We start from the raw sequence: 23,854 nt of genomic DNA, 5'->3' as shown, positions 1-23,854 counted from the left end.
GCTGATGCCCACATTATCGCAGTTGCAGAAAAGTCAGGAAAGCGCTTGCCAGATCGGCTCCGGTTCTGCACTATAGAAGCAGTGGGAATGCGCTTTCCCGATTCACTATCCACCACGACTGAATGAGGACTCATGGGCTTCGAAACAAAGACGATCCGTATTGCCATGAACGGCATTACCGGCCGGATGGGCTACCGCCAGCACCTGCTGCGCTCCATCCTCCCGATCCGCGACGCCGGCGGCTTCACCCTGGAGGACGGCACCAAAGTCCAGGTCGAGCCGATCCTCGTCGGCCGCAACGAAGCGAAAATCCGCGAACTGGCAGAGCTCCACAAGATTTCGGAATGGACCACCGACCTTAACGGCGTGATCAACGATCCCACTGTCGACGTTGTCTTCGATGCCTCCATGACCAGCCTGCGGGCGGCGACCCTGAAGAAGGCCATGTCGGCCGGCAAGCACATTTTCACCGAGAAGCCGACGGCGGAGACCCTGGAGGAAGCCATCGAGCTGGCCCGCATCGGCAAGGAAGCCGGGGTCACCGCCGGCGTCGTGCACGACAAGCTGTACCTCCCCGGCCTGGTCAAGCTGCGCCGCCTGGTGGACGAAGGATTCTTCGGCCGGATCCTGTCCATCCGCGGCGAATTCGGCTACTGGGTCTTCGAAGGCGACGTGCAGGCGGCCCAGCGCCCGTCCTGGAACTACCGCAAGGAAGACGGCGGCGGAATGACCACGGACATGTTCTGCCACTGGAACTACGTCCTGGAAGGCATCATCGGCAAGGTCAAGAGCGTCAACGCCAAGACCGCCACCCACATCCCTGCGCGGTGGGACGAGGCAGGCAACGAGTACAAGGCAACTGCCGACGACGCCTCGTACGGCATCTTCGAACTGGTTACCCCGGGCGGTGACGACGTCATCGGCCAGATCAACTCCTCCTGGGCCGTCCGGGTCTACCGTGACGAACTGGTGGAGTTCCAGATCGACGGCACGCACGGCTCCGCCGTCGCCGGTTTGAACAAGTGTGTCGCGCAGCAGCGCGCGCACACGCCCAAGCCTGTCTGGAACCCGGACCTTCCGGTCACCGAATCCTTCCGCAGCCAGTGGCAGGAAGTCCCGGCGAACGCGGAGCTGGACAACGGCTTCAAGCTGCAGTGGGAAGAGTTCCTGCGCGACGTCGTCGCCGGCCGCGAGCACCGCTTCGGGCTGCTCTCCGCCGCCCGCGGCGTACAGCTTGCCGAACTCGGCCTGCAGTCCAGCGACGAACGCCGCACCATCGACATCCCGGAGATCACGCTCTGATGACGTCACTGATCCTTCCCACATCCGACGGCGGAACCCGGGAGTACCGCCTCCGCTCCGCCACCACCTGGGCCAAACCGACGGCACCGCTGACATCCCGCCGGGCATACGCGGCCGCCCACGTCATCCCCGAGGTCACCGCCGACAACACCCCCGGCGCCCCGGCACGTCTCGACTGGGAGGCCACCCTGGCCTACCGGCACGAACTCTGGTCCTACGGGCTGGGGGTCGCCGACGCAATGGACACCGCCCAGCGCGGCATGGGCCTGGACTGGCCCGCCACCCAGCAGCTCATCAAGCGCACCGGGGCGGAGGCGGCCTCCGTGGTCTCCGCCGGCGGGACCGCCACGGCCGGCATGACGGTCCGGGACCTCGTGTCCTGCGGTGCCGGCACCGACCAGCTGGATCTCGCCACGCTGCCCTCCGGCGAAGCCGGCCTGCAGGCTGTCCTCGCCGCCTACCGCGAGCAGGCCGCCGTCGTCAGCGAGGCCGGACCCAAGGTGATCCTCATGGCCTCCCGGGCACTGGCCCGGGTGGCGTCCGGTCCCGAGGACTACCTGAAGGTCTACTCCACGCTGCTGCAGGAGGCCGACCAGCCCGTCATCCTGCACTGGCTCGGCACCATGTTCGACCCCGCACTGGCCGGCTACTGGGGCTCGGACGACATCTCCGTGGCCACGGAGACCTTCCTTTCGCTCATCCGCGAGAATGCGGACAAAGTGGACGGCGTTAAGGTCTCCCTGCTGGACGCGTCGCATGAGGTGGCGCTACGGGCAGCCCTTCCCGGAGGTGTCCGCCTCTACACCGGCGACGACTTCAACTACCCGGAACTGATCGACGGCGACGGCACCCTCCACTCGGATGCCCTGCTGGGGATCTTCGCGGCAATCTATCCGGCCGCGTCCGCGGCGCTGCAGAGCTATGACGCCGGAGAGGCCGCCAAAGCGCGTGCCATCCTGGATTCCACCCGGGAGCTGGGCAAGCACATCTTCAGTGCCCCCACGTTCTACTACAAGACCGGGATCGCCTTCCTGTCCTGGCTCAACGGCAAGCAGCCCGGATTCCAGATGGTTGGCGGGCTGCATTCGGGCCGCTCCGTGGTGCACCTGGCGAAGACCTTTGAACTGGCCGACGAAGCAGGGCTGCTGAAGGACCCTGCGCTCGCAGCGTTCCGGATGTCCGATTTCCTTCGCATCAACGGAGTGGGAGTATGACCTTCAATTCAGAACCGTCCCCTTTTTCACGGCTATCCCTCAACAGCGCCACCACCAAGAAGTGGACGCTCGCCGAGGCTGTTGACGGCTGCGCCCGTGCAGGCATTCCCGCCATCGGGCCCTGGCGGGACATCGTGGCCGACGCCGGGCTGGACAAGGCGGCGAAGCTGATCAGGGACGCCGGGCTGCGGGTTTCCTCGCTGTGCCGCGGCGGGTTCCTCACGGCTCCGGACGCCGACGGCCAGGCGGCGGCACTCGCCGACAACAGGGCCGCGGTCCTTGAGGCCGTTGCCCTCGACACACAGGAACTGTTCCTCGTGGTCGGGGGTCTGGCGGCGGGGGAGAAGGACGTCGTGGCTGCCCGCCAGCGCGTGGCCGACCGGCTCGGGGACCTCGTCCCGTTCGCCGTCGAGCACGGCGTCCGGCTGGTGCTGGAACCCCTGCACCCCATGTACGCCGCCGACCGCGCGCTCATCTCCACGCTGGGGCAGGCGCTGGACCTGGCGGCGCCGTACGACGCCCGGGCTGTGGGGGTCGCCGTCGACACCTTCCACGTCTGGTGGGACCCGGAACTGAAAGCCCAGATCGAGCGCGCCGGCAGGGAGAACCGGATCGCCTCCTACCAGGTGTGCGACTTCAACCTTCCGATCGCGGCGGACGCGCTGCTCTCCCGAGGCATGATGGGCGACGGCGTGATTGACTTCGCCACGATCAGCACCTGGGTCCGGGACGCGGGCTACACCGGCGACATCGAAGTGGAGATCTTCAACCAGGAGATCTGGGATGCCGACGGCGACGGCGTCCTGGCCAGGATGAAGGACCGGTACGCCGAACTGGTGCAGCCCTTCGCCTAAACCCGGCAAGAACGCGGCCGGAGCAGGGGTCCGGTCCCGGACACGGGACCGGACCTCGCTCTCTCTGGCCCGTCTGCCACTATGCCCTTACGCCGTTGCCTCTCGGCCGGTAGGGTGACGCAAGGATGGGAAGCCGTGGACAAAAAAATCAGGGATGCCGAGGCGAACATTGTTGTCGCCGCACAGCCGGAGCGGGTCTGGCAGGCACTGACGGATCCGGCCGACGTCAAGGAATACTTTCTTGGCACGCACGTCACGTCCACCTGGCGGGAAGGTGAGCCTGTGACGTTCGAGGGGGAGTGGCAGGGCAAGTCCTACCGGGACAAGGGGACCGTGCTGGAAGCCCGTCCCAACGAGCTTTTGCGCATCACCCACTACAGCCCTTTATCCGGACTTCCCGACGAGCCGGAGAACTACCACACCGTGGAGTACGGTCTGGAGCCGGTGGCGGAGGGCACGCGGGTCAGCATCAGGCAGGGCAACAACAAGAGTGATGGCGAGGCCGCGGAGTCGGAAAACCTTTGGGGCATGGTGCTTGGAACCTCAAGGAGTACCTGGAGAACTGACCGGGGTGGCCTAAGGCGCGCGGCTCTACCGCTGTCGGCCGGCCTGTACCCTGCGCCGGTGCGCAGCAGCGCGCAGTTGGATGATCCGGGCTGCGCCGGCCATCGCGACGAGGACACCTCCGCCCACTGCCGCGATGAAGAGGGACATCCCGAGCGACACCGCCCCCTCGAGTCCGAAGAACTTCACCTGCACGAGTTCCTGGTTCTGCAGGATGAAGGCGATCAGCAGCACCAGGACCACCAGCGCCGAGGCTACTGCCGCCCAGATCATCCCGGCACGGGTCACACGCCGATCGGGCTCTGCCGCGCCGGGTTGCAGTGAGGCAGTCCCGTCGTAGCCCGGGATGGCGGCGGCCCCGGGATGGCGGCTGGCCGCGGCGGCTCCTGTGGGTGCCTGTTCCGGGGGCACTGCGGGGCCTGGCTGACCTGCCGCGGAGCTCGAGGGCCGGGGCGTCTCTGGATTGGCGGGGCTTTCGTCCGGCTGGCTGTGCTGCATGCGGGTGTTCCTTCCTCGACTGTTGGTCCAGGTTGGCCGGCCTGTGCACGTCGCCGGCGCCCAGTCCGATCATAGGCACAGTCTGCGCATCATAGTAAGCATGCTTTGCAATTGCCGGTGGGCAAAGAAAAAACACCCCGGTCCGAAGACCGGGGTGTCCGATGATCCGACGCATCCATAGGATGCCCGCTCACCACAACGCGCCCCAGGAGGGAATCGAACCCCCGACCGGCGGATTAGAAGGCCGCTGCTCTATCCCCTGAGCTACTGGGGCAATGGCTGGCCGGCACATTGCTGGCGCCTAAAAAGTCTACATTGACTTGCGTGCCACGAGCGTCAGGCGCCCCGCTGATTCACCTTTGCGTCACGGGCCACGCCGTTCCGGTTTTCCACATACGGAACATCGGCTCTCGCTGTCGCGCTGCTGCCGGTTGATGCTTGGAATGCCTGCAAGGGGCAGGACAATTCGAGACAGGACACCAAGATGACCGACACCATTACTGTCCGCGGCTTCGTTGCCACGGAGATCCGCAGTTCCACCACTCCAGGGGGCGTCCCCACGGCTTCGTTCCGCCTTGGTTCCGCCGAACGGCGGTACGACCGCACCGCCAATGCCTGGGTGGACGGCAACATCAATTGGTTCACCGTCCAGGGGTACAGGCAGCTGGCCGGAAACATGGGCTGCAGCATCAAGAAGGGCCAGCGCGTCATCATTGTGGGCAAGCTGAAAATGCGCAGCTGGGAGAAGGACGGCCGCGTCTACCACGACGCCGAAATCGACGCCGATGCTGTGGGCCACGACCTCAAGTGGGGCACCGCCAACTTCATCCGCAATTCCGGCAACCCCCACGCCTCCGACGCCTTTGGTTCCGCTAACGGTGACCGCAGCGCTACCGGGTCCTCGGCAATGGACGGGGACGGGGCCGACGAGGACCGGGAGGAAGACGACGAATCCGATGAAGACCCGGCCGCAGCAGGCATCTTCGTGGACGGTGCCGGCGACGAGCTGCAGCTCGATGCGGAAACGGGCGAACTCACCGGAGCGGCTGCCTGAGCGCCGGTGGCGTGCGGCACCGCACCCCCTGGCGGTGCCGCATGGCAGAATGGCAGCGTGATGCGAGCGATGACACTCCGGCGGAACAGGGCATTCCGTGGCAAGGCAACCGGTGCCCGGGGAGCAACTGGTACCAGCGGAAATGCCAAGGGCGTTGCCGGCCGGCTCGCATTGGCGGCTGTATTGCTGTCGGGGCTCGCCGCCTGCACGGCACCAGGGGATCAGGCCACCGAGAAGACAACGGCGCAGGGACAGTCCGCCGGAGCAAAGGCGGCCGCGCAACCAGCCGCGGCGGCATCGGCCTCGGCGCCGGCAAAAGCGTCAGCTTCTGCGGCGGCCACCAAAGCGCCTGCGGCTTCGGCGACCACGGCCAAGCTGCAGCAGACCATGGCCGACGTCCTGGGAAGCGTTGTCGCAGCCAATTCCAAACCTGCTGCAGCTGACATCACCGCGGCACTCACAGCGGCGGGTGTTCCGGCGCGGAACCTTGAGGTATCGGCGGGGCGCACACCCACCGGCCTCGACGTGGATTCCATGGAAGCGGCGGCGGTCCAGGGCAAGGAATGTGTGATCGGCCAGATCCGGGATGGAAAGGTGACCGTGGCCGTGCTGCCGGCGCTGTCGAACGGGAAGTGCTTCGTAGGCGCCCCGGCCTGACGCGAATGTGAGATATGCCCGCCAACCCACTAGATTTGGAACCATGGCGGAATTTATCTACACAATGACCAAGGCCCGAAAGGCTGTTGGCGAAAAACTTATTCTCGACGACGTAAGCATGTCCTTTTTCCCGGGCGCCAAGATCGGTGTTGTTGGCCCCAACGGTGCCGGTAAGTCCACCATCCTGAAAATCATGGCCGGCCTGGACACCCCCTCAAACGGCGAAGCCCGGCTGAGCCCCGGCTACACCGTGGGCATCCTGCTGCAGGAGCCGCCGCTGAACGAGGAGAAGACCGTCCTGGGCAACGTCCAGGAAGGCGTGGGCGAGATCTTCGGCAAGATCCAGCGCTTCAATGCCATCTCCGAGGAGATGGCCAGCCCGGACGCAGACTACGACTCACTCCTGGAGGAGATGGGCCACCTGCAGGAAGCCATCGACTCCGCCGACGCCTGGGACCTGGACTCCCAGCTGGAGCAGGCCATGGACGCCCTCCGCTGCCCGCCGGCCGACGCGGATGTCACCCTGCTCTCCGGCGGTGAGCGCCGCCGCGTGGCGCTCTGCAAGCTCCTCCTGCAGAAGCCGGACCTCCTGCTGCTTGACGAGCCCACCAACCACCTGGACGCTGAGAGCGTGCTGTGGCTGGAACAGCACCTCTCCTCCTACGAGGGCGCAGTCCTGGCCGTCACCCACGACCGGTACTTCCTGGACCACGTTGCCGAATGGATCGCCGAGGTGGACCGCGGCCACCTGTACCCCTACGAGGGCAACTACTCCACCTATTTGGAGAAGAAGCGCGCCCGCCTGGAAATCCAGGGCAAGAAGGACGCCAAGCAGGCCAAGCGGCTCTCCGAGGAACTCGAATGGGTCCGCTCCAACGCCAAGGGCCGGCAGACCAAGTCCAAGGCACGTCTGGCCCGCTATGAGGAAATGGCAGCCGAGGCTGACCGCACCCGGAAGCTGGACTTCGAAGAGATCCAGATCCCGCCGGGACCGCGCCTGGGCGGCCTGGTTTTGGAAGCCAAGAACCTGCAGAAGGGCTTCGACGACCGCACCCTGATCGACGGCCTGTCCTTCTCCCTGCCACGCAACGGCATCGTCGGCGTCATCGGCCCGAACGGTGTGGGCAAGTCCACGCTGTTCAAGACCATCGTGGGCCTTGAGCCTCTCGACGGCGGCGAGCTGAAGATCGGCGACTCGGTCAAGATCTCCTACGCCGACCAGAGCCGCGGCGGCATCGACCCCAACAAGACCCTCTGGGAGGTCGTGTCCGACGGCCTGGACTTCATCCAAGTGGGGAACGTTGAAATGCCGTCCCGCGCCTACGTTGCGGCGTTCGGGTTCAAGGGACCGGACCAGCAGAAGAAGGCCGGCGTGCTCTCCGGTGGTGAGCGCAACCGCCTGAACCTGGCGCTGACCCTCAAGCAGGGCGGAAACCTGCTCCTGCTCGACGAACCGACCAACGACCTCGACGTCGAAACCCTCAGCAGCCTGGAAAACGCGCTGCTGGAGTTCCCGGGCTGCGCCGTCGTGGTCTCCCACGACCGCTGGTTCCTGGACCGGGTGGCCACCCACATCCTCGCCTACGAAGGTGACGAGGAGAACCCGTCGAAGTGGTACTGGTTTGAGGGCAACTTCGAATCCTACGAGGAAAACAAGGTGCAGCGCCTCGGTCCCGACGCTGCAAAGCCGCACCGCGTCACGCACCGCCGCCTGACCCGCGACTAATCACGCCGGGACTAGCTTCCGCGCTGGTTACGAAAAGGCCGGCCCCGGGCTGATCTGGTCAAACAGATCAAGCCCGGGGCCGGCCTTTTTGTATGCGGGGTCCGTCAGGCTTTGCGCATCTGGTGCTGCAGGATCTTGGTCTGCACCGCGCCGGCCACCTTGCTCTTGATGTCGGTCGGCACCCGGACCATCCCCTCCTGCGCCACGGACGCCACGTGCAGGCCGTCCCGGTTGAAGATCTTGCCGGTGGCCAGGCCGCGCGCCCCCTGTGCGCTGGGCGATTCCTGCACATACAGGAGCCACTCGTCAACGCGGACGGGGCGGTGCCACCACATGGCGTGGTCGAGGCTCGCCACGCTCATTCCCGGCGTGATCCAGCTGAGCCCGTGCTTGCGGAGAATTGACTCGAGCAGCGTGTAGTCGCTGGCGTAGGCCAGCGCGGCACGGTGCGTGTTGGCGTTGTCCGGCATGGGGCTGAAGGTCTTCATCCATACGGCGTTGCGTGCCTCCTTCTTCCCGGTCGCGGCCACATAGAGTGCGGGATCCACATGGCGGATGTCGAAGGGCCGTTCGTACGCCCAGTGCCGGGCGACGGGGTGGTCGAACTTGCCCAGCAGGTCAGCGGTGCTGGGCAGTGTTTCCGGATCGGGGATGCCGGCGGGCATCTCGGACTGGTGCTCTATGCCGTCGTCGCCGGCCTGGAACGAGGCGATCATGGACAGAATCGGCGTGCCGTCCTGATAGGCGTGCACGCGGCGCGCCGAGAACGAGCGGCCATCCCGCAAGCGCTGGACCCCGAAGGTGATGGGCTTGTTCGCGTCGCCCGGCCGGAGGAAGTAGCCGTGCATGGAATGGACGGTGCGGTCCTCGTCCACGGTGCGCATTCCTGCGACCAGGGACTGGGCCAGGACCTGGCCGCCGAAGACGCGCTGGTGCGGCTGGCGCTGGGACGGACCCATGAAGATGTCCTCGTCGGTGCGGGCGCCTTCCAGCTCGCCGAGGTCAAGCAGTTCCATCAGGGAGTTCGTGGGGTCATTCGTGGGCAAGGCCTGCAATCCGGCGTCCGCTTCAGTCATGGTTTGACTCTAGACGGCGCCCCGGCACCGCTCAACCGAGCCCCAGCCGGTAGTGTTCTTAACGTGTCTGATCTCCTTACCCAGTCCTTCCGCTTCGCCGACCCCCGCGATCTCGCCGATCTGAAGACCTTCGTCACCCGCGCCAAGGCCATCGATGACGGTGCCATCCGCCTGCAGGCGGCCGGCACGGTGCTGGCAGCCTACGTCTGCGTGCTCCGCCCCCGGATCCTGGGGGAGTCCACCCCCACGATTCTCGGCCTGCGCACCATGGGGCTGGCAGAGCCGTCTGCTGTTGACGTCACGGTTCCGCTCGCTGCCGTCCTCGACCGGCTGGCCCGGGCAGGGGAGAACGACGCCGATCTTCCGGTCCCGCCGTCGACCGTCACCGAATCATGGGCCGGCGTGGGCGCGCCGCGCAGCGGCTGGGAACTGGTGGACACCGTGCCCGACGCTGAACTGCGGCAGGCCGCCGAAGCCGGCATCGCCGAAGTGGCAGGCATCGTCCCTGACAAGCCCGGAGCCATGATCGTGAACAATGCCCGGGCCGCCGTCTGGGGACGCGGGCTGGAGGGCCGGCACGGCGTACCGGCGGGAGCGGCGTTCGCCGCCCTCGCCCTGGGATTCCTGGGCGAGGGCGAACAGAAGCTTTACCGTTCGGGGCGCTGGTTCCGGCTCAGCGGCAGCCGCGGACACGTGCTGGCGCGGACGGGCGCCGGCCTGCTTTAGTCCGCCGGGAGCAGCCGGCGTCAGCCCTGGGCGTCGGACGGGCTGTTCACCATGGACAGGGCCGCGCGTTCCATGTAATCCCACAGCGTGCCCTCATACAGCGGCGGCAGGTCCAGGGAATCGACCGCCGTCCGCATGTGGTGCAGCCACCGTTCCTTGGCCTCCGGCGTCACCCGGAACGGCATGTGGCGCATCCGCAGCCGGGGATGGCCGCGCTCCTCGCCGTAGGTGGTAGGGCCGCCCCAGTACTGCTCCAGGAACATCAGGAACCGCCGCTTGGCCGGGCCCAGATCCGCTTCCGGGTACATGGGGCGCAGCAGCGGATCGGTGGCGACGCCGTCGTAAAAGACGTCGATGAGCTTCACGAACGTTTCGTGACCGCCAACGGCGTCGTAGAAGTTGTCCGTATAACCCGGCTGGCTGAAGGGGTCGTTGCGCATCAGCGGCTTGCGGACGCCCGGCTCCGGCGGGGTGGGGAGGGATGGGATGGTCATGGCTACTCTCCGGCCTTCTGCTGGGGTGCGTGCTCGGCTTCCACTGCTGTTTCCTCTGGCTCCGCCGGGGGCACATAGTTGCCCTGCGACCGGTTGCCTACGCGGAGGATCTCACCGTTGCGGAGGTACCAGATGGCGCCGTTCTCGTCGCGGACGCGCGTGATCCTCAGCCCGATCGACTCCACGATGCCCACTACCTCGCTGGTTTCAATGGTGTCGCCGATGCCGTACTGGTCCTCGATGGTGATGAAGATCCCCGCGAGGAAGTCCCTGATCAGCTGCTGGGCGCCGAAGCCGATGGCGATACCGAGGATTCCCACGCTGGTCAGCAGCGGCGCCACGTCGACGTCGAGATTCTTCAGCATGTAGATGCTGGTGATGACCGCAATGACCACACCGATGCCGCTCTTCAGCAAAGAGCCAATCGTATGGGCCCGCTGCACGCGCCGCTCATGGTCAAGAGCGCGCAACGCTGGCGCCACCCAACGGAAGTGCGGCTTCTTGAACAGTGTGGTGCCATTCGCCACGCGCCGGGTGATCCTGGCGATCAGGAAACTTGCGATCAGCCACAGGACGATGCCTGCGCCGAGGCTGATGGCCACGCCGGCCAGGTCAAGTCCGGTGGGCTCCAGTGAGGCCGAGGGCGTTGTGAACATGCTGTACATCTGCAGGAAGGCTCCTTGCTGCTGTCCGGCGGCGGCCGGTCTCCTCGCTTACCGGGGAGACCGGCCGCTCCTTGGTCAGTTTTAAGCCTAGCGGGGTCTGCCGCTGGCTAAGGACTTCCGGCTGTGGTAACAGGAGCGTGCAGTACGGGGAAATTTACGCTACGGGCAATGAAACACACCTGGTTGGCCTCATGGTGCATCTGCTCCGCCAGCGCAACGTGCCCGAGATCCGCAACGGTCACCTGTGGGCGCAGCGTCACGGTTTCGAACTGGCCGCTCCCGTCGCGGTTCAGCCGCATCGTGCCGGTGGCGTTGTCCTCATAGGACAGGACCACCACGCCATGCCTCACCGCGACGTGCAGGAAGGAGAGCATGTGGCACTGCGCCAGCGCGGCCAGCAGCAGCTGCTCGGGGTTGTACCGGGAGCGGTCCCCGTGGAAGGTGGGGTCGGCCGAGCCCTGCAGGACCGGCAGCCCGGGAATCTCGATGTCGTGGTCGCGGGAGTAGTCCCGGTAGGACGACGTGCCGTTTCCCTGGTTGCCGGTCCAGCGGACCGTTAACGCGTAGTGGTGTTCGTCGAGAGCCACTGGCCCGTCCTAGACATCCGCCGCGCGGGCCCGCAGCGCCCGGGCCACGCCGTCACGGTTTTCCAGCATCATCCGGCGCAGCGCAGCGCTCTCCTCCGGCAGGGACGCCAGGAATTCGTCGGTCCGGTCCACGGTGGCCTGGCTGGTCAGCTGCGCCGGGTACAGTCCGATGACGATCTGCTGGGCCAGCGCATGCGTCCGTTCGGCGACGATCCCGGGCACGGCCTCGAAGTACTTCTCCGAGTACGGCTCGAGCAGCGCTGTGTCCAGCACCCGCGTGAAGCCGGCGACGGCCGAGGCCTGGATGGCGTTGGAGAGATCGCCCTTGACCACGATCGACTCCCAGGCTTCCGCCTTGGCCTCCGGGGTGGGGATGGCAGCCTTGGCCAGCGCAGCCGCGTTCTGGCCGCTGGAGGTGTTGTCCCGCTCCAGTTCCGCATCGATGTCCGCCTGGTCCAGCCTGCCGCCGGCCACGAGGGCGGCCACAAGCTCCCAGCGGAGGTCCTGGTCCACGGTCAGCCCGGCAAGGGTGACCGAGCCGTCCAGCAGCCCGGCGATTTGGTCCAGCTGCTCCCCGCTGCGGGCCAGGAGCGCGAACGACTTGACGAACTGCAGCTGGGCATCCGACCCGCCCGGCACATCCGTTGCCAGTTCCCACAGACGGTCGACGGCGGCAACGGTGGTGGCTTCGCGGTGCTCCTCAGCCACGTAGAAGGTGAGCGTCGTGGCCAGCTGCCGCAGCTGCACCAGGATTACCGAGGAATCAGACTCGGAGGCGATATTGGCCAGGATCAGGTCGACGTATCCGCGGGCGGGGCTCTCCCCGTCCCGTGCGGCGTCCCATGCCGAGCCCCACACCAGGGTCCGCGGCAGGCTCTCCCGGAAATCCTTCAGGTGCGCCGTGGCCGTGGCGAGGGACTGCTCGTCCAGGCGCACCTTGGCGTAGGCGAGGTCATCGTCGTTGAGCAGGATCAGGTCCGGCCGCTTGAGGCCGGCCAGTTCCGGCACTTCGGTGCGTTCGCCATCGACGTCCAGCTCCTCACGGTGCACGCGCTCCAGCGTGCCCTCGTCGGTGAGGTCATAGAACCCCACTGCCAGGCGGTGCGGCCGGATGGTGGGCTGCTCGGCAACCGCGGACTGCAGGATTGTGAAGGACGTGATGGTGCCGTCCGCATCCACTGCCAGCTCCGGCTTGAGCGAGTTCACCCCGGCCGTTTCCAGCCACAGGCGTCCCCACTGGTCCAGGTCGCGTCCGCTGGCCTTCTCCAGCTCGACCATCAGGTCGCCGAGCTCGGTGTTCTGCCAGGAATGCTTGGCGAAGTATTCGCGCACGCCGGCCATGAACTTGTCCGGCCCCACCCAGGCCACGAGCTGCCGCAGCACTGAGGCGCCCTTGGCGTAGGTGATGCCGTCGAAGTTCACCTCGACGTCATGCAGGTTGTTGATTTCGGCGAAGATCGGGTGGGTGGTGGGGAGCTGGTCCTGGCGGTAGGCCCAGGACTTTTCCACCGAGGCGAACGTGGTCCAGGCGCTCTGGAACTTGGTGTTCTCCACCGCTGCCAGGTGCGACATGTATTCGGCGAAGGACTCGTTGAGCCAGAGGTCGTTCCACCAGCGCATGGTCACGAGGTCGCCGAACCACATGTGGGCCAGTTCGTGCAGCACGGTGATGGCGCGGCGTTCCACCTGCGCCTCCGGGACCTTGCCGCGGAAGACGTAGCCCTCGAGGATGGTGACCGCGCCGGCGTTCTCCATGGCGCCGGCATTGAACTCCGGCACAAAGAGCTGGTCGTACTTCTCAAACGGGTACGGGCAGCCGAACTCGGCCTCGAAGAACTCGAATCCCTGCCGGGTGAGCTCAAAAATGTTGTCCGCGTCCAGGTACTGCATCAGGGACTTGCGGGCGAAGACGCCCAGCGGCACAACGCGGCCATCCGAGCTGGTGACGTCGCTGCGCACCGACTGGTACGGGCCGGCGATCAGCGCGGTGACGTACGAGGACAGTCGGGGCGTGGGCGTGAAGTCCCAGACCGAGCGGGCGCCGCCGTCGTTCCCCGGCGTGGCCGCCACCGGCTCCGGCGTCGGGGAATTGGAGATGACGTCCCAGTGCGAGGGCGCGGTGACGCGGAACCGGAAGGTGGCCTTGAGGTCGGGCTGTTCAAAGACGGCGAACATCCTGCGCGAGTCCGGCACCTCGAACTGCGTGTACAGGTACACCTCGCCGTCCACCGGGTCCACGAAGCGGTGCAGGCCTTCGCCGGTGTTCATGTAGGGGGCGTCCGCCACCACGGTGAGCTCATTGTCCGCGGCAAGGTCCGGCAGCTGGATCCGGACACCGTCGGAGACCTCGGCAGGGTCCAGTACGCGGCCGTTCAGCGTCACGCTGTGGACGGCATCCGTCACGGCGTCGATGAACGTCGACGAGCCGGGCGTTGCCGCGAACCTGACGGTGGTGGTGGAACCGAAGACAGTCTCACCCCTGGTCAGGTCGAGGCTGACATCGTAGGAGTCGACGGCGATCAGGGCGGCGCGCTCGCGTGCTTCGGCGCGGGTCAGGTTCATGCCTGGCAAGGTTGTGCCTCCAGAGGTTGTGGTGGCCGGACTGGCCCGGCCCGCGGGCTGCTGCGCCCGGTGTTCACGAGCGCAGTTGCATCACTGTGAAGCCATTGTTTCATTTCGGCGCCGCTTGGCAAGTTACCTGGCTCACGTGGCTGGTCCATTGGCTGCGGGTGTCCTCTCCAGCCGGCCCGCGCAGGGGTAGCGTTAAGGCATGGGAAAGTTCCTCGATGCTGTGGACACCAAGGCACTGCGCTTCGCGATCGGCTTCCCCGTGTTGCTTGCTGCCGGGTTCGCGGTCTGTGCCGCGCTGTTGCGGCCGGATCTGCCGGAGCCGCTGGCGGTCATGTGGAATAACGACGGCGGTACCGCCTTCGCGCCGTTCCCCGCCTTTGTGGGCGGCGGGGCCGCCCTGATCGTCCTCATCGGCTGGCTGGTACTGCTGCAGGCGGTGCCGCTCTCGCGGCCCACCGTGATGCGCCGGATCATGATGGGCGCCGGGCTGACGGTGAGCCTCTTTGTGACCTCCGTGCTGGCGGCCGCCCTGGTGGGCCAGGCCGGGGTGGCGGACGCCCGGGAATCCAGTGTTGATGTGATTGTCCTGGCGTCGGGCAGCGGTGCCGCCTTGTCCCTGGGGGTCATCATCGGGTTCGTCTTCAAGGCGGACCACCAGTGGACCCCCGAGGATGACCGCGCCCTGCAGCGCGCGCTGGAGCAGGAGCACGATCCCGATCTCGCCGGGGATTCCGTGCGGTTCTGGGTGCATGCGCGCAGCTCCGTCTTTGTCATGATCGCCATCGCCAGCCTGTTTCCCGCTTCACTGATTGCCATCGCCGTGCCGTGGCTGGGGGCCCTGCTGGTGGCGGCCGCCGTTGTCGGGGCCGCGTTCCTCTTCGCCAGGGTCACCGCGGACCGCAGCGGACTGCGTGTTTTCCTCGCCGGCATCCTGCGAGTCATCGATGTCCCCGCGACCGCCATCTCTGCAGCCCATCCGGCCGACGTCCGCGCCGCCGACTACGGCGGCTGGGGCTACCGCAACCACGACGGAACCGCAGCGGTGCTCGTCAGCAGCGGCCCCGCCGTCGTGGTCCGCAAGACCGACGGCCACCGGCTGGCCGTCAGCGGCGGAAATCCCGACTCAGCTGCCCTTCTGGCGGAGGTCCTCACCCGTGTGGCGGCAAGGGCGCGCCGTGACACCCGCCCGCCGGACACCCGCCCGCCAGCTCAGGGTGACGCGGAAGCGTAACTGCCGCGTAACTGCCCGGGAGGCACACCCCGCCAGCGTAGGCACACCGAGTACTCTTGGATCTGTTGATTTGACCTGTACCAGCCCGGCTGCGCCCCGGTGCTCATGACTGAACGGAACCTACCGTGACAACAAACCCTGCATTTCCGCGGGTCCACATCGCCACCGACCACGCCGGCATGGAGCTGAGCGCCCATCTGGTCAAGCACCTGACGGCGAACGGCTACGACGTGGTGGACCACGGCCCAAAGGAATACGACGCCCTGGACGACTACCCGTCCTTCTGCATCAACGCGGCGCTTGCAGTGGTGGCGGACCAGGAAGCAGGCGTCCACGCACTGGGCATCGTGCTGGGCGGATCCGGAAACGGCGAACAGATCGCCGCCAACAAGGTCAAGGGCGTCCGCGCCGCCCTCGCCTGGAACCACGCCACCGCGACCCTGGCCCGCGAGCACAACGATGCCAACGTCGTGGCCGTCGGCGGGCGCCAGCACAGTGTCGAGGAAGCCACGTCACTGATCGAGGCGTTCCTGCAGGAACCCTTCAGCAACGACGAGCGGCACGTTCGCCGCATCGGCAAGATCGCCACCTACGAAACCACCGGCGAGATCGTCGAATAGTGCCGGAGGGCCACTCCATCCACCGGCTGGCCCGCCAGTTCGGTGACGTGTTTGCCGGCGGGCGGCTGGCTGTCAGCAGCCCGCAGGGCCGCTTTGCCGCCGGCGCCGCCCTGCTGGACGGGCACACCATGATGCACGCGTCCGCGCACGGCAAGCACCTGTTCCTGCACTTCGAGCACGGGCTGGTGCTGCACGTGCATCTGGGCCTCTACGGGGCCTGGGACTTCGGCGGGGACAGCCAGTTCCGCGGTGCCTCCAGCATCGGCGCGCCCCGCAGGGTGGGGGAGCGGGAAGTGGCAGACGACGGTACTGGTCCCACAAGCGGTACTGCTCAGCCCGGGTACGCCGGACCGCCGGCGCCGGTGGGAGCCGTACGGGTGCGGCTGGTGAGTGACCATGGCTGGGCGGACCTGCGCGGCGCCACCACCTGCGCGGCCATCACCGAGGCCGAGGCGGCAGCGGTGCTGGACCGGCTGGGCCCCGACCCTCTCCACAACACCGGCGGCAGCCGGGACGACTTCGTCCGGCGCATCCTGGCGAAACGGACCCCGCTCGCCACACTCCTGATGGACCAGAAGGTGATCGCCGGCGTCGGGAACGTCTACCGGGCTGAAGTGCTGTTCCGTGGCCGGATCGACCCCCTGCTTCCCGGCCGTGCGCTCACGGCGGATGCCGCGGGCCTCCTCTGGGACGACACGGCCGCGGTGATGGCCGACGGCGTCCGCGACGGGCGGATCATCACCACCACCGCCGGCTTCTGGACCCGGAGTGATCAGCTTCCGCCGGGGGAGGAGGCGCACTTTGTCTACCGCCGGCAGGGCCAGCCCTGCCGCGTCTGCGGCACCGCGGTTGCCCTGGCCGAACACGCCGCCCGCAAACTGTACTGGTGTCCGTCCTGCCAGCAGACCGCCTGAGCCAGCCGGCTTCAGAGGGGAGGTGGCGGGCGGTGGCTGATGGGCCGGTACGGGAGTATTCGTGGGCGCAGGTCTGCGCCAGACGCCTGGAGCGCCAATGGCTGGCGGCTCCTTCGCAAACCGCCACCCCGGCCGGCATCGTGCGGGCCATGTGCGGCGCGCACGCCCAGGTAATGCAGGCCGCCGAGTTGTCCGTAGGGATGCGCGGCGCAGGAATTTCCCGGTCCGACGTGCGCAAAGCACTCTGGGATGACGGAACCCTTCTCAGGACCTTCGGGCCACGCGGCACCGTGCACCTGCTGCCCGCAGCCGACCTCTCCCAGTGGACGGGCGCCCTGGGTGCCGTTCCGTCCCATCCGGCGCTGGGACAATTCCTGACGCCCGGCCAGACGGACCAGATCGTGGCCGCCATTGCAGACGCCCTGCGGGCCAGCGAACTGACCGCCGATGAACTCAACGACGCCATAGTCGCCAGAACCGGCGCCTGGGCGGCTGAACCGGTGATGCCCGCCTTCCAGACCATGTGGCCTCGCTGGCGCGCGGCGATGGGGACCGCGGGCTTCCGCGGGGCCCTGTGCTTTGGCGCCGGCAGGGGCAGGGCATCGACATACCGCGGCCCCGGGCAGCTGCTTCCCGGGTTCCGGCCGGCTGATGCCGCGCCGGCGCTTGGCTGGCTCCTCCGGGCCTACCTGCAGGCATACGGACCCGCTACGCCGGCACACTTCGCCCGCTGGCTGGCGGTTCCGCGCGAATGGGCGTCCGGCCTCTTCGATGCCCACCGCGGAGAGCTGGCCCAGGTCACTGTGGCAGGGACGCCGGCCTGGGTGCTCCGGAGCGACGCCGGGGACATCGCCGCGGAACCGTCGGGCATCAGGCTGCTTCCCTACTTTGATTCATATGTGGTGGCAGGCCAGCCCCGGGATCTGCTGTTCCCGGGCGTGGCCAGTACCCGTGCCCTGGCCAGGGGGCAGGCAGGTAACTATCCCGTCATAGTCATCGACGGCGTCGTCCGCGGACTGTGGCACCAACGCCGGTCCGGAAAGAATCTGGAGATCACCGCGGAACTGTTTCAGCCGGCGGGGGCATCCCAGCTGGAGGAGCTGGCCCGGCAGGCGGAGCGGGTCGGGACCTTCCTCCAGGCCGAAGCGCGCCTCACCCTGGGCACCGTGGATGTCCGGGGCCACGCTTAGGCCCGGTTAACGCGAAAGAGGCCCCTCATCGAGGGGCCTCTTTCAGTGGAGGGGCCTCTTTCAGTGGAGGGGCCTCTTTCAGTGGAGGGGCCTCTTTCAGTGGAGGGGCCTCTTTCAGTGGAGGGGCCTCTTTCAGTGGAGGGGCCTCTTTCAGTGGAGGGGCCTCTTTCAGTGGAGGGGACGACGGGAATCGAACCCGCGTAATCAGTTTGGAAGACTGAGGCTTTACCATTAAGCTACGTCCCCGAGGAAAGCGTTCCGGCGCACTGGCCTTTGGGCTTTTCTTCGGCGGCTGTTCAAGCCGGATATAACTAAACCTAATTCATGCCCCCAGTGTCAAATGTGCAAACGCGGCAGGGATGAACGTAGACTGTCCTGTGCATTACGGGGTGTAGCTCAGCTTGGCTAGAGCGCCTGCTTTGGGAGCAGGAAGTCGCAGGTTCAAATCCTGTCACCCCGACTCTGCGGCCCGGGCCCCAGGCCTGGTCACAACAACGCGTTTGCAGAACCCATCCAACAAAACCAGGAGTACTTAGACCGTGAAGAGCGCTGTCGAGAACCTCACCCCCACGCGGGTCAAGCTCAATGTTGAGGTCCCTTTTGAGGAATTGAAGCCCAGCATCGACGAGGCATACAAGACTGTTGCTTCGCAGATCCAGGTTCCTGGCTTCCGTAAGGGCAAGGTTCCCGCCAAGCTGATCGACCAGCGCGTCGGCCGCGGCTACGTCCTGGAGACCGCCATCAACGAAGGCCTCAACGGCTGGTACCAGGCGGCCGTCCAGGAATCCGGCATCCGCCCGCTGAGCCGTCCCGAGGTTGAGATCACCGAGGTTCCGGACCCCTCCGCCACCGACGGCGAGCTGAAGTTCCAGGCCGAGGTCGACGTCCGCCCCGAAATCGAACTGCCCGACTACTCCGGCATCCAGGTCGAGGTTGCCGCAGCCGAGTCCTCCGACGCCGACGTCGACAAGGCCCTGGACGAGCTGCGCGGCCGCTTCGGCACGCTCAAGACCGTGGAGCGCCCGGCCGCTGACGGCGACTTCCTCAGCATCGACATCACCGCAAGCATCGACGGCGCCGAGGTGGACTCCGCTTCCGGCCTGTCCTACCAGGTTGGTGCCGGCACCATGCTCGAGGGCATGGACGAGGCCGTCACCGGCCTGAGCGCTGACGAGGACGCCATCTTCGACACCACCCTCGTGGGCGGCGACCACGCCGGCGAGTCCGCGCAGGTCAAGGTTGTCGTCAAGTCCGTCAAGGAGCGCGAGCTGCCCGAGGCGAACGATGACTTCGCCCAGCTGGCTTCCGAGTTCGATACGCTGGCCGAACTGCGCGAGGACCTCGCCAAGCAGGCCGCCGACTCCAAGGTCGTCGAACAGGGCGTCGAGGCCCGCGACAAGGTCCTGGACAAGCTCGTTGAGCTGGTTGAGGTTCCGGTACCGGAATCCGTCGTCGAAGAGCAGCTCGAGCAGCACTTCAAGGCCGAGAACTCCCACGGTGAAGGCGAGCACGACACCGAAGAGCACCGCGCCGAGGTCAAGGCCAACACCGAGCGCGCCTTCCAGAACGAGATCATCCTCGACGCCATCGCGGAGAAGGAAGAAGTGGGCGTCAGCCAGAACGAGCTGATCGACTACATCGTCACCACCGCCAGCCAGTACGGCATGGACCCGAACCAGTTCGCCCAGATCATCGACCAGAGCGGCCAGGTTCCGATGATGGTTTCCGAGGTCCGCCGCCGTAAGGCGCTGGCCGTCGTCCTGGGCCAGGCCGAGGTCACCGACTCCGAGGGCAACAAGGTCGACCTGAGCGACTTCGTCCGCCCCGGCGGCGAAGAGGCTCAGGCCGTCGAAGCCGAAGCGGAAACCGAAGCTGAAGAGGCCGGCGAGACCGTCGCGAACGACGATCCCGCAGCCGTGAAGTTCTAGCAGCTGCACGCATCAGTGCCGCCAGCCCCCGGGTCCTCGGATCCGGGGGCTGGCGCGTTAACGGCCGGTGTACGGCTCCCGCGGGCAATCGTGCGCCGTCAGCGAACAGCGCGATTCCGACGAACAAATCCGCCCCGAAAGCGGTTAGTGTCCAAGTAGTGAAGTTCAGTGATGTCGTTCAGTGATGTCACCGTCACCAGCGAGAGGTAAGTACACATGTCACAGCAAGCAGCGGCCCCCCGCATGGCAACCGTCGATCCTGCAGCCCAGGACAACTACATCTACAACCGCCTGCTGAAAGAGCGCATCATCTGGCTTGGCTCCGAGGTCCGCGACGAGAACGCGAACGCCATCTGCTCACAGCTGCTGCTGCTGTCCGCCGAGGATCCCAACAAGGACATCTACCTCTACATCAACTCTCCCGGCGGCTCGGTGACGGCCGGCATGGCCATCTACGACACCATGCAGTTCATCCCCAACGACGTCGTTACGGTCGCCACCGGCCTGGCTGCCTCCATGGGACAGTTCCTGCTGTCCTCCGGCACCAAGGGCAAGCGGTACGCCACCCCGAACGCCCGCATCCTGATGCACCAGCCGTCCGGCGGCATCGGCGGAACGGCTTCGGACATCAAGATCCAGGCCGAGCTGATCCTCCACATGAAGAAGGTCATGGCTGAGCTCACGGCAGACCAGACCGGCCAGACCGTGGAAACCATCCTCAAGGACAACGACCGCGACAAGTGGTTCACCGCCACCGAAGCGCTCGAATATGGCTTCTTCGACAAGATCTCGGCGCACGCGGGATCTGTCGCCGGCGGCGGCGGAACCCAGAACGCGTCATCCAACGGCCAGAGCTAACCGGCATCACGACAGAACTGAATCCAGGAGCAATGAACATGAACTACAATTTCGGATCGTCTGCCGGTAACCTGCCGACAAGCCGCTACGTTCTGCCGCAGTTCGAGGAGCGCACGCCGTACGGCTTCAAGCGCCAGGACCCCTACACCAAGCTCTTCGAGGACCGCATCATCTTCCTCGGCGTCCAGGTGGACGACGCCTCTGCCGACGACGTTATGGCGCAGCTGCTGGTGCTGGAGTCCACGGACCCGGACCGCGACATCACCATCTACATCAACTCGCCAGGCGGTTCTTTCACCGCCATGACCGCCATTTACGACACCATGCAGTACATCCGCCCTGAGATCCAGACCGTGTGCCTGGGCCAGGCAGCAAGTGCCGCGGCCGTGCTGCTGGCCGCGGGAACGCCGGGCAAGCGGCTCGCACTGCCCAACGCGCGCGTTCTGATCCACCAGCCGGCGCTGTCCGGGGGCCAGGGCGGACAGGCGTCCGACCTGGAGATCCAGGCGGCCGAAGTCATGCGCATGCGGACCTGGCTGGAGGACACGCTGGCCAAGCACTCCGGCCGGACGCCGGAACAGGTCAACAACGACATCGAGCGGGACAAGATCCTCACCGCCGCGGAGGCGCAGGATTACGGCCTGATCGACCAGGTCCTCGATTCCCGCAAGATCAAGCCGCAGGCACTTGCCCGCTAAATGCGGGCCCGGGCCGGGTAAGTAGCAGTAACGGACGCCGGTGGGGTTTAGATTTTTGAACCGCACCGGCGTCCGGTTTCCACCCCTCGGGCCGAATGTGACCTAGAGTGGATGTAATCATTGCCGGATCCGCCAGGTAGGGCCGTGATTCCAGCAACCGGTGCAAAAGCTGCCCTTGCGGCAAGATACTAAGGGGTTCACATATGGCTCGGATTGGCGAGAGCGCGGATCTGCTCAAGTGCTCTTTCTGCGGCAAGAGCCAAAAGCAGGTGCGCAAGCTCATTGCCGGGCCCGGCGTCTACATCTGCGACGAGTGCATCGAGCTCTGCAACGAGATCATCGAGGAAGAACTCGCCGAGGTCGCCGATCTGGGCAGTTTCGAACTGCCCAAGCCCCGTGAGATCTTTGACTTCCTGCAGGAATACGTCATTGGCCAGGAACCGGCGAAGCGTTCCCTTGCCGTGGCGGTGTACAACCACTACAAGCGGATCCAGGCCGGCCATGCGCCCAAGAGCGGCACACTGGCGGACGGCGTCCACCACGACGACGTTGAAATCGCGAAGTCCAACATTCTCCTGATTGGCCCCACCGGCTGCGGCAAGACCTACCTTGCGCAGACCCTGGCGCGCCGGCTGAACGTGCCCTTTGCCGTTGCCGACGCCACCGCCCTGACCGAAGCCGGGTATGTGGGCGAAGACGTGGAGAACATCCTCCTCAAACTCATCCAGGCCGCCGACTACGACGTCAAGAAGGCCGAACAGGGCATCATCTACATCGACGAGATCGACAAGATCTCGCGCAAGAGCGAAAACCCCTCGATCACCCGCGACGTTTCGGGCGAGGGCGTGCAGCAGGCCCTGCTGAAGATCCTGGAAGGAACGGTTGCCTCGGTTCCCCCACAGGGCGGCCGCAAGCACCCGCACCAGGAATTCATCCAGATCGACACCACCAACGTCCTCTTCATCGTTGCCGGCGCCTTTGCCGGCCTGGAGGACATCATCGGTTCCCGCTCCGGACGCAAGGGCATCGGTTTCGGCGCGCCGCTGAACGAGGTCAAGAGCACCGACTCCTACGGTGAAGTGATGCCGGAAGACCTGCTGAAGTTCGGGCTTATTCCGGAATTCATCGGCCGCCTGCCGGTCATCACCACGGTGTCCAACCTTGACCGTCCGGCCCTGATCCAGATCCTGTCCACGCCCAAGAACGCCCTGGTCAAGCAGTACCAGAAGATGTTCCAGCTGGACGGCGTGGAGCTGGTGTTCGACGACGCCGCCCTGGACCTGATTGCCGACCAGGCCCTGGAGCGGGGAACCGGAGCCCGCGGACTGCGCGCCATCATGGAGGAAGTCCTCCTGCCGGTGATGTTCGACCTGCCCAGCAGGGACGACATCGCCAGCGTGGTCATCACGGCGGACGTCGTGGCCAAGAAGGCCCAGCCCACCATGATCACGCATGACGTCGTAGCCAAACGCCGCAACAAGTCCGCGTAGCCGGAATAAATCCGCCCGATCGGTCGCTGTTGATTAAGCGTTCCCTGCGAGCATGGCTTTGCGGCACGCCACACCCCGAAGACTTCCCTGAGGAGATTTGCTGTGTCTGAAACCGCCGCCAACAAGGCCGACTTCTGGTTCGACCCGCTCTGCCCGTTCGCCTGGATCACCTCCCGCTGGATCGGCGAGGTGGAGGCCGTCCGTGACATCACAACGGAGTGGCATGTGATGAGCCTGTCTGTGCTGAACGAAGGGCACGACCTCGATCCCAAGTACCGTGAAGCCATGGACAAGGCCTGGGGCCCGGTCCGGGTCATCATCGCCGCGCAGGAGCAGCACGGCGGCCACGTGGTCAAGCCGCTGTATGACGCCATGGGATCGCAGATTCACGACGGCGGCCAGAAGGATTTCTCGATCGTCATCAGCAAGGCGCTGGCCGACTGCGGCCTCCCGGCTGAACTGGCAGCCGTTGCCGGCTCCGACGAATACGACGCCCAGCTGCGCGCCAGCCACGAAAAGGGCATCTCCCTGGTGGGCCAGGACGTCGGAACGCCGGTGGTGGCCTTCAACGGCACCGCGTTCTTCGGACCTGTCCTGACCCGCATTCCGCGGGGAGAGGAAGCCGGGAAGATCTGGGACGCGTCGGTGACCCTCGCGGCCTACCCGCACTTCTTCGAGATCAAGCGCAGCCGCACCGAAAGCCCTGCCTTCGACTGACCGTTTGAGCCCCGGCAGAACTACATCAGAGTAGTTCTGCCGGGGCTCTTGCGCATCCGGAACCGGAGGACAAAGATAGAACTTACCCACTTCGAAAGAAGTGAGACGCAAGAACCAAAGATTCAGTGACATGCTTCCAACGCAGCCTTCGGCAAAGTTAGAAGCAGGCTACCGGTGACAAGGTAGGAAGACCTGAAATTTCTGAGGATCTTGCCAGACT

At 66.1% G+C, this 23,854-nt stretch carries 22 protein-coding genes, 3 tRNA genes and 1 pseudogene; 18 read left to right on the top strand and 8 right to left on the bottom strand.

Translation table 11 applies throughout. From position 1 onward, the window contains the following. Nucleotides 1–132 precede the first annotated feature (132 nt). The 4 genes and pseudogenes from ABRP34_RS04765 to ABRP34_RS04750 all read left to right on the top strand — a co-directional run. Nucleotides 133–1,302 carry a Gfo/Idh/MocA family oxidoreductase gene (locus ABRP34_RS04765; protein ID WP_353712445.1) on the top strand — a complete coding sequence of 390 codons (1,170 nt, stop codon included), beginning with the start codon at nucleotides 133–135 and terminating at the stop codon, nucleotides 1,300–1,302. Further along, nucleotides 1,302–2,516, top strand: a complete 1,215-nt coding sequence (locus tag ABRP34_RS04760) for a dihydrodipicolinate synthase family protein (RefSeq protein ID WP_353712444.1) — start codon at nucleotides 1,302–1,304, stop codon at nucleotides 2,514–2,516. Before ABRP34_RS04765 ends, ABRP34_RS04760 begins: the two co-directional genes overlap by 1 nt. Next, complete coding sequence (locus tag ABRP34_RS04755) at nucleotides 2,513–3,370, top strand: sugar phosphate isomerase/epimerase family protein (protein ID WP_353712443.1); 858 nt, start codon at nucleotides 2,513–2,515, stop codon at nucleotides 3,368–3,370. Before ABRP34_RS04760 ends, ABRP34_RS04755 begins: the two co-directional genes overlap by 4 nt. A gap of 81 nt (nucleotides 3,371–3,451) precedes the next feature. Then, nucleotides 3,452–3,847: pseudogene (locus tag ABRP34_RS04750) on the top strand (SRPBCC domain-containing protein); the annotation flags it as partial. A 114-nt stretch (nucleotides 3,848–3,961) separates the two neighbouring features. Here ABRP34_RS04750 and ABRP34_RS04745 read toward each other — a convergent pair. Continuing rightward, complete coding sequence (locus ABRP34_RS04745) at nucleotides 3,962–4,432, bottom strand: lipopolysaccharide assembly protein LapA domain-containing protein (RefSeq protein WP_353712442.1); 471 nt, start codon at nucleotides 4,430–4,432, stop codon at nucleotides 3,962–3,964. Nucleotides 4,433–4,633: 201 nt separating this feature from the next. After that, nucleotides 4,634–4,706 (bottom strand) — tRNA-Arg (locus ABRP34_RS04740). 210 nt (nucleotides 4,707–4,916) lie between these two features. Here ABRP34_RS04740 and ABRP34_RS04735 point away from each other — a divergent pair. From ABRP34_RS04735 to ettA, 3 genes are read left to right on the top strand one after another with little or no spacing between them, the layout of a single operon-like run. Next, entirely contained in the window at nucleotides 4,917–5,486 is a 570-nt protein-coding gene (locus tag ABRP34_RS04735) for a single-stranded DNA-binding protein (RefSeq protein ID WP_353712441.1), read from the top strand. A 60-nt stretch (nucleotides 5,487–5,546) separates the two neighbouring features. Next, nucleotides 5,547–6,143, top strand: coding sequence for a hypothetical protein (locus tag ABRP34_RS04730; RefSeq protein ID WP_353712440.1), 597 nt, complete (start codon nucleotides 5,547–5,549; stop codon nucleotides 6,141–6,143). A 43-nt stretch (nucleotides 6,144–6,186) separates the two neighbouring features. Then, nucleotides 6,187–7,869 (top strand): energy-dependent translational throttle protein EttA, encoded by a 1,683-nt coding sequence (gene ettA, locus ABRP34_RS04725; protein WP_003803368.1) that lies wholly within the window; start codon nucleotides 6,187–6,189, stop codon nucleotides 7,867–7,869. A 104-nt stretch (nucleotides 7,870–7,973) separates the two neighbouring features. On the opposite strand, the gene ABRP34_RS04720 is transcribed toward ettA, so the two are convergent. Further along, nucleotides 7,974–8,945 carry an acyl-CoA thioesterase II gene (locus ABRP34_RS04720; protein ID WP_003803371.1) on the bottom strand — a complete coding sequence of 324 codons (972 nt, stop codon included), beginning with the start codon at nucleotides 8,943–8,945 and terminating at the stop codon, nucleotides 7,974–7,976. Between the two features lie 63 nt (nucleotides 8,946–9,008). Here ABRP34_RS04720 and ABRP34_RS04715 point away from each other — a divergent pair, with 63 nt between their 5' ends. Further along, nucleotides 9,009–9,671, top strand: coding sequence for a hypothetical protein (locus ABRP34_RS04715; RefSeq protein ID WP_003803373.1), 663 nt, complete (start codon nucleotides 9,009–9,011; stop codon nucleotides 9,669–9,671). Nucleotides 9,672–9,691: 20 nt separating this feature from the next. Here the strand turns inward: ABRP34_RS04715 and ABRP34_RS04710 are convergent, their stop codons facing one another. From ABRP34_RS04710 to pepN, 4 genes are all read right to left on the bottom strand, one after another. Further along, entirely contained in the window at nucleotides 9,692–10,165 is a 474-nt protein-coding gene (locus ABRP34_RS04710; protein WP_353712439.1) for a globin, read from the bottom strand. Between the two features lie 2 nt (nucleotides 10,166–10,167). Further along, entirely contained in the window at nucleotides 10,168–10,830 is a 663-nt protein-coding gene (locus ABRP34_RS04705) for a mechanosensitive ion channel domain-containing protein (protein WP_353712438.1), read from the bottom strand. Nucleotides 10,831–10,937: 107 nt separating this feature from the next. Next, nucleotides 10,938–11,417 (bottom strand): OsmC family protein, encoded by a 480-nt coding sequence (locus tag ABRP34_RS04700; RefSeq protein WP_353712437.1) that lies wholly within the window; start codon nucleotides 11,415–11,417, stop codon nucleotides 10,938–10,940. Nucleotides 11,418–11,426: 9 nt separating this feature from the next. Further along, nucleotides 11,427–13,979 (bottom strand): aminopeptidase N, encoded by a 2,553-nt coding sequence (gene pepN / locus ABRP34_RS04695; RefSeq protein WP_353713308.1) that lies wholly within the window; start codon nucleotides 13,977–13,979, stop codon nucleotides 11,427–11,429. A gap of 208 nt (nucleotides 13,980–14,187) precedes the next feature. Here pepN and ABRP34_RS04690 point away from each other — a divergent pair, with 208 nt between their 5' ends. The 4 genes from ABRP34_RS04690 to ABRP34_RS04675 all read left to right on the top strand — a co-directional run bounded on the left by ABRP34_RS04690 (nucleotide 14,188) and on the right by ABRP34_RS04675 (nucleotide 17,943). Further along, nucleotides 14,188–15,219 (top strand): hypothetical protein, encoded by a 1,032-nt coding sequence (locus tag ABRP34_RS04690; RefSeq protein ID WP_353712436.1) that lies wholly within the window; start codon nucleotides 14,188–14,190, stop codon nucleotides 15,217–15,219. 125 nt (nucleotides 15,220–15,344) lie between these two features. Continuing rightward, nucleotides 15,345–15,839 carry a ribose-5-phosphate isomerase gene (locus tag ABRP34_RS04685; RefSeq protein ID WP_003803384.1) on the top strand — a complete coding sequence of 165 codons (495 nt, stop codon included), beginning with the start codon at nucleotides 15,345–15,347 and terminating at the stop codon, nucleotides 15,837–15,839. Beyond that, a complete protein-coding gene (locus ABRP34_RS04680) occupies nucleotides 15,839–16,753 on the top strand; it encodes a DNA-formamidopyrimidine glycosylase family protein (protein ID WP_353712435.1) in 915 nt (304 codons plus the stop codon). Before ABRP34_RS04685 ends, ABRP34_RS04680 begins: the two co-directional genes overlap by 1 nt. Nucleotides 16,754–16,785: 32 nt before the next feature. Further along, entirely contained in the window at nucleotides 16,786–17,943 is a 1,158-nt protein-coding gene (locus ABRP34_RS04675) for a winged helix DNA-binding domain-containing protein (protein WP_353712434.1), read from the top strand. 172 nt (nucleotides 17,944–18,115) lie between these two features. Here ABRP34_RS04675 and ABRP34_RS04670 read toward each other — a convergent pair. Further along, nucleotides 18,116–18,189, bottom strand: a tRNA-Gly gene (locus ABRP34_RS04670). A gap of 139 nt (nucleotides 18,190–18,328) precedes the next feature. On the opposite strand from ABRP34_RS04670, the gene ABRP34_RS04665 reads away from it, so the two are divergent. From ABRP34_RS04665 to ABRP34_RS04640, 6 genes are all read left to right on the top strand, one after another. Next, nucleotides 18,329–18,403 (top strand) — tRNA-Pro (locus tag ABRP34_RS04665). 79 nt (nucleotides 18,404–18,482) lie between these two features. Beyond that, nucleotides 18,483–19,871, top strand: a complete 1,389-nt coding sequence (tig, locus tag ABRP34_RS04660; RefSeq protein WP_353712433.1) for a trigger factor — start codon at nucleotides 18,483–18,485, stop codon at nucleotides 19,869–19,871. Nucleotides 19,872–20,114: 243 nt separating this feature from the next. Next, nucleotides 20,115–20,729, top strand: coding sequence for an ATP-dependent Clp protease proteolytic subunit (locus ABRP34_RS04655; protein WP_003803391.1), 615 nt, complete (start codon nucleotides 20,115–20,117; stop codon nucleotides 20,727–20,729). Between the two features lie 38 nt (nucleotides 20,730–20,767). Next, nucleotides 20,768–21,427, top strand: a complete 660-nt coding sequence (locus ABRP34_RS04650) for an ATP-dependent Clp protease proteolytic subunit (protein ID WP_003803394.1) — start codon at nucleotides 20,768–20,770, stop codon at nucleotides 21,425–21,427. Between the two features lie 203 nt (nucleotides 21,428–21,630). Then, nucleotides 21,631–22,917 carry an ATP-dependent Clp protease ATP-binding subunit ClpX gene (gene clpX, locus ABRP34_RS04645; protein WP_003803395.1) on the top strand — a complete coding sequence of 429 codons (1,287 nt, stop codon included), beginning with the start codon at nucleotides 21,631–21,633 and terminating at the stop codon, nucleotides 22,915–22,917. Between the two features lie 102 nt (nucleotides 22,918–23,019). Further along, nucleotides 23,020–23,634 carry a DsbA family protein gene (locus ABRP34_RS04640; RefSeq protein WP_353712432.1) on the top strand — a complete coding sequence of 205 codons (615 nt, stop codon included), beginning with the start codon at nucleotides 23,020–23,022 and terminating at the stop codon, nucleotides 23,632–23,634. The last annotated feature ends 220 nt before the right edge of the window (nucleotides 23,635–23,854 follow it).

This window comes from Arthrobacter sp. K5 (assembly GCF_040448525.1).
Classification (GTDB): domain Bacteria; phylum Actinomycetota; class Actinomycetes; order Actinomycetales; family Micrococcaceae; genus Arthrobacter; species Arthrobacter globiformis.
Note: the sequence above shows the minus strand (reverse complement) of the source record. Positions and strands in the feature narration are given on the sequence as shown.